Genomic DNA, 3857 nt, shown 5'->3' with positions numbered 1-3857 from the left:
CCGGCAGTTGGGCCTACCGGCGGAAGATCGCTGCCGGGGAACAGGTGGAATGTCCCGGTCTTCGCCGCGCTCAGCCTCGTCGGCGGACTTATCGGTGCACTTCTTCTTCGGCCGCCGATGCCGATGAACGCGGCGGCGATTGCCAATGGCTATGCCGGCGCCATCGGGGTCAAGCGGGTCGATCCGAAGCTGCTGAAGACGGTCGTGGTCCTCATCGGTGCCATGCTGACCCTGTACTTCTTTGCGAAGGGAGCCTGATCCGATCGGGCGGAATCCGGCTCCGCAATCTCTCCGGTGCCCCCACATTCCGCATTGACATACGGTATGTGGTATACCAAACTCCAGACACAGTTTGCGCGACAGACTGTTGGATGCCGCTGCAAAGCAACCGGTCAGCCGATGGATGCGGCCGGTGTGGGCAGGCTGGCGTCGTACAGCCCCACAGCATTCAAAAAGTGAAATCGGGGGAGAGGGGAATCCGGCATGAAGATCTGCATTTACGGATCCGGGGCCATCGGCGGCTATCTCGGCGTTCGCCTGCATCAGGCTGGCGCCGAAGTCAGCCTGGTGGCGCGTGGTGCGCATCTGGCGGCGATGCGCGAGAACGGCGTCACCTTGCTGATGGGGGAGGAGAAGACCGTCGTCCATCCCCGCTGCACCGACAACCCGGCCGAACTCGGCCCGCAGGATTATGTGATCGTCGCGTTGAAGGCCCACTCCGTCCCCGGTGTCGTGCCTGCGATGCAACCGCTGCTGGGGGACGACACCGCCGTCGTCACCGCGGTCAACGGCATTCCCTATTGGTATTTCTACGGCACCGGCGGTGAGTTCGACGGCCGTACGCTGGAGACCGTCGACCCCGGTTCGGTCCAGTGGAAGGGCCTGGGTCCGCAGCGCGCCATCGGCTGCGTCGTCTATCCGGCGACCGAGGTGGTGGAGCCGGGCGTCATCCAGCATGTCTATGGCGACAAATTCTCCCTCGGCGAGCCGGACGGCTCGAAGTCGGACCGCGTCGTCGCCCTGTCGAAGGCGATGGAGGCCGGCGGCCTGCGCGCGCCGGTGCTCGACCGCATCCGCGACGAGATCTGGCTGAAGCTGTGGGGCAACCTCTGCTTCAACCCGATCAGCGCGCTGACCCACGGCACGCTGGAGGTCATCTGCGGCGATGCCGACACCCGCGCCGTCGCTAAGGCGATGATGCTGGAGGCCAAGGACATCGGCGACAAGCTGGGCGTCCATTTCCGCGTCGATGTGGAGCGCCGCATCAACGGCGCCGCCGCGGTGGGCGCGCACAAGACCTCGATGCTCCAGGATCTGGAGCGTGGCCGGCCGATGGAGATCGACCCGCTGCTGTCGGTGGTGCAGGAGATGGGCCGCATGGTGGGCGTGCCGACGCCGACCATCGACGTGGTGCTGGCGCTGGTGAAGCAGCGCGGCGAGACCGCCGGCTGCTACAGCCGGCCGCAGCCCGCGGCTTCCGCCCGCACTCCGGAAGCGGTGGCGGCCCAATAACCAAGTCAGGGCAACCAAAGTCAGGCGACGCGGCCGGCGCAAACCCGGACAGGGTCCGCGCCGGCCGCCTCAAGGGGGGTGGAGCGTCATGAAGGTCGAGGACATTCTCCGCAAGAAGGGTACGCGCATCGGCATGGTGCGCATCAATGAAACGGTGACCACGGCGCTGCGCCTGATGAAGGCGGAGAACACCGGTGCGCTGGTGGTCAAGGACGTCTGCCGCACCGAAGGCAACACGGTGGTCGGCGTCATTTCCGAACGCGATGTCGTCCGCGCGCTGGTCGACCGCGGTCCCGCCATCCTGGAGCAGGCGGTGTCGGCGCTGATGACGCGCGATCCCTATTGCTGCAGCCCGTCGGATTCCGTGCGCCATGTGCTGAGCCTGATGGACGAACACGGCATCCGCCACGTCCCGGTGCTGGAAGGCTCGACCCTGGTCGGCGTCGTCAGCGTCCGCGACCTGATCCGCCGCCAGTTGGAGGAGTTGTCGGACGAGGGGCTGCCGGTGGCCGCCGCCACGTCCTCTGCCACGGCATCGGAAGGCTGGGATTTCCCGGTCGTCGCCAACCAGTGAGTGCTGCGGGTGGGGCCGGCACGCATTCGCCGCCCCACCTGACCTGCCGCTTCGGCGCTTGCCCGCCCTGATCCGGCCCTGGCCCGGAAGCGGGCAGATTTTGCCCGCCGCCAAGGCCGGCCTTCGAAAGCAAACGACATGAAGATCGCGATACCCAGGGAGCGCCGCCCGGGCGAGCGCCGCGTCGCCGCGTCTCCCGAAACCGTCAAGAAATTCAAAACCCTCGGTCTGGATGTGGTGGTGGAGAGCGGGGCCGGTCTCGGTTCCAGCATCACCGACGCCGCGTTCGAGGCGGCGGGGGCCGCCATCGCCGCCGATGCCGTGTCCGCCCTGGCCGATGCCGACATCGTGCTGAAGGTGCAGCGGCCGCTGATCGCGGCAGAGGGTGGTGAGGACGAGCTGGCGCTGATCCGTAAGGGCGCGCTGCTGTTCGCCATCCTCAATCCCTACAACAGCCGCGACCATGTGAAGGTCTATGCCGATGCCGGCGTGAACGCCTTCGCCATGGAGTTCATGCCGCGCATCACCCGTGCCCAGGTCATGGACGTGCTGTCCTCCCAGGCCAACCTCGCCGGCTACAAGGCCGTCGTCGATGCCGCCAGCGAGTATGGCCGCGCCTTCCCGATGATGATGACCGCCGCCGGCACCGTACCGCCGGCCCGTGCCTTCATCATGGGTGTCGGCGTCGCCGGCCTGCAGGCCATCGCCACCGCCAAGCGCCTCGGCGCCATCGTCTCGGCCACCGACGTGCGCCCGGCGGTGAAGGAGCAGGTGCAGTCGCTGGGCGGCAGCTTCGTCGCCGTCGAGAACGAGGAGTTCAAGCAGGCGGAGACCGCCGGCGGCTACGCCAAGGAGATGTCCGACGACTACAAGCGCCAGCAGGCCGCCCTGGTCGCCGAGCACATCAAGAAGCAGGACATCGTCATCACCACCGCGCTGATCCCCGGCCGCAAGGCGCCGATCCTGGTGACGGCGGAGCATGTCGCGTCGATGAAGCCGGGTTCGGTGATCGTCGATCTGGCGGTGGAGCAGGGCGGCAACGTCGAGGGCGCCAGGCTGGGCGAGGTGGTGACCACGGCCAACGGCGTGAAGATCGTCGGCCATGCCAACTACGCCAGCCGCATCGCCGAGAGCGCGTCGCTCTTGTACGCCAAGAACCTGCTGGCGCTGCTGACGTCGCTGCACGGCAAGGAGACGGGCGTGACCGTCAACTGGGACGACGAGATCGTCAAGGCCATCGCGCTGACCCGCGACGGCGCCATCGTGCATCCTGCCTTCGCGGACGCCCGCGAAGCGCAACCCGCGTGAGGAGGCGGATCCCATGGAACACCCGGATCCCGCAAGCAACATCGCCGCGTTCCGCCAGACCCTGGCGGCGCTGACCAATCAGGTCGATGCCCTGGCCGTGCAGGTGGCGCAGCTGTCGCCGGTCCCGGTGACCGAAGCCGCCAGCCATGGCAGCTTCTTCGTCACCGGCCTGACCGTGCTCGTTCTGGCCTGCTTCGTCGGCTACTACGTCGTCTGGCGCGTCACCCCGGCCCTGCATTCGCCGCTGATGGCCGTCACCAACGCCGTGTCCTCGGTCATCATCGTCGGCGCGCTCGTCGCCGCCGGCCCGGCCGGGTTCGGCTTCTCCAAGGTCCTGGGATTCCTCGCCGTCATCCTGGCATCCGTCAACATCTTCGGCGGCTTCCTGGTGACCCAGCGCATGCTCTCCATGTTCAAGAAGAAGGGCAAGTAAGACCATGGAAACCTGTCGGCCCTCTCATCA

The 3857-nt window shown here is 67.2% G+C and carries 4 protein-coding genes and 1 pseudogene; all 5 read left to right on the top strand.

Features of this window, described 5'->3' with window-relative positions; translation table 11 throughout:
• Positions 1-258: pseudogene (locus I71_RS38630) on the top strand (hypothetical protein); the annotation flags it as partial.
• A 225-nt stretch (positions 259-483) separates the two neighbouring features.
• A complete protein-coding gene (locus I71_RS32935) occupies positions 484-1512 on the top strand; it encodes a 2-dehydropantoate 2-reductase (RefSeq protein ID WP_042704247.1) in 1029 nt (342 codons plus the stop codon).
• Between the two features lie 88 nt (positions 1513-1600).
• Positions 1601-2086 (top strand): CBS domain-containing protein, encoded by a 486-nt coding sequence (locus I71_RS32930; RefSeq protein ID WP_042704245.1) that lies wholly within the window; start codon positions 1601-1603, stop codon positions 2084-2086.
• A gap of 138 nt (positions 2087-2224) precedes the next feature.
• Positions 2225-3394 (top strand): Re/Si-specific NAD(P)(+) transhydrogenase subunit alpha, encoded by a 1170-nt coding sequence (locus I71_RS32925; protein WP_042704243.1) that lies wholly within the window; start codon positions 2225-2227, stop codon positions 3392-3394.
• Positions 3395-3407: 13 nt separating this feature from the next.
• On the top strand, positions 3408-3827 hold the full coding sequence (locus I71_RS41180) for an NAD(P) transhydrogenase subunit alpha (RefSeq protein WP_042704241.1): 420 nt from the start codon (positions 3408-3410) through the stop codon (positions 3825-3827).
• The last annotated feature ends 30 nt before the right edge of the window (positions 3828-3857 follow it).

The sequence above is a fragment of the Azospirillum sp. B506 genome (assembly GCF_000333595.1).
Taxonomy (GTDB): Bacteria; Pseudomonadota; Alphaproteobacteria; order Azospirillales; family Azospirillaceae; genus Azospirillum.
Note: the sequence above shows the minus strand (reverse complement) of the source record. Positions and strands in the feature narration are given on the sequence as shown.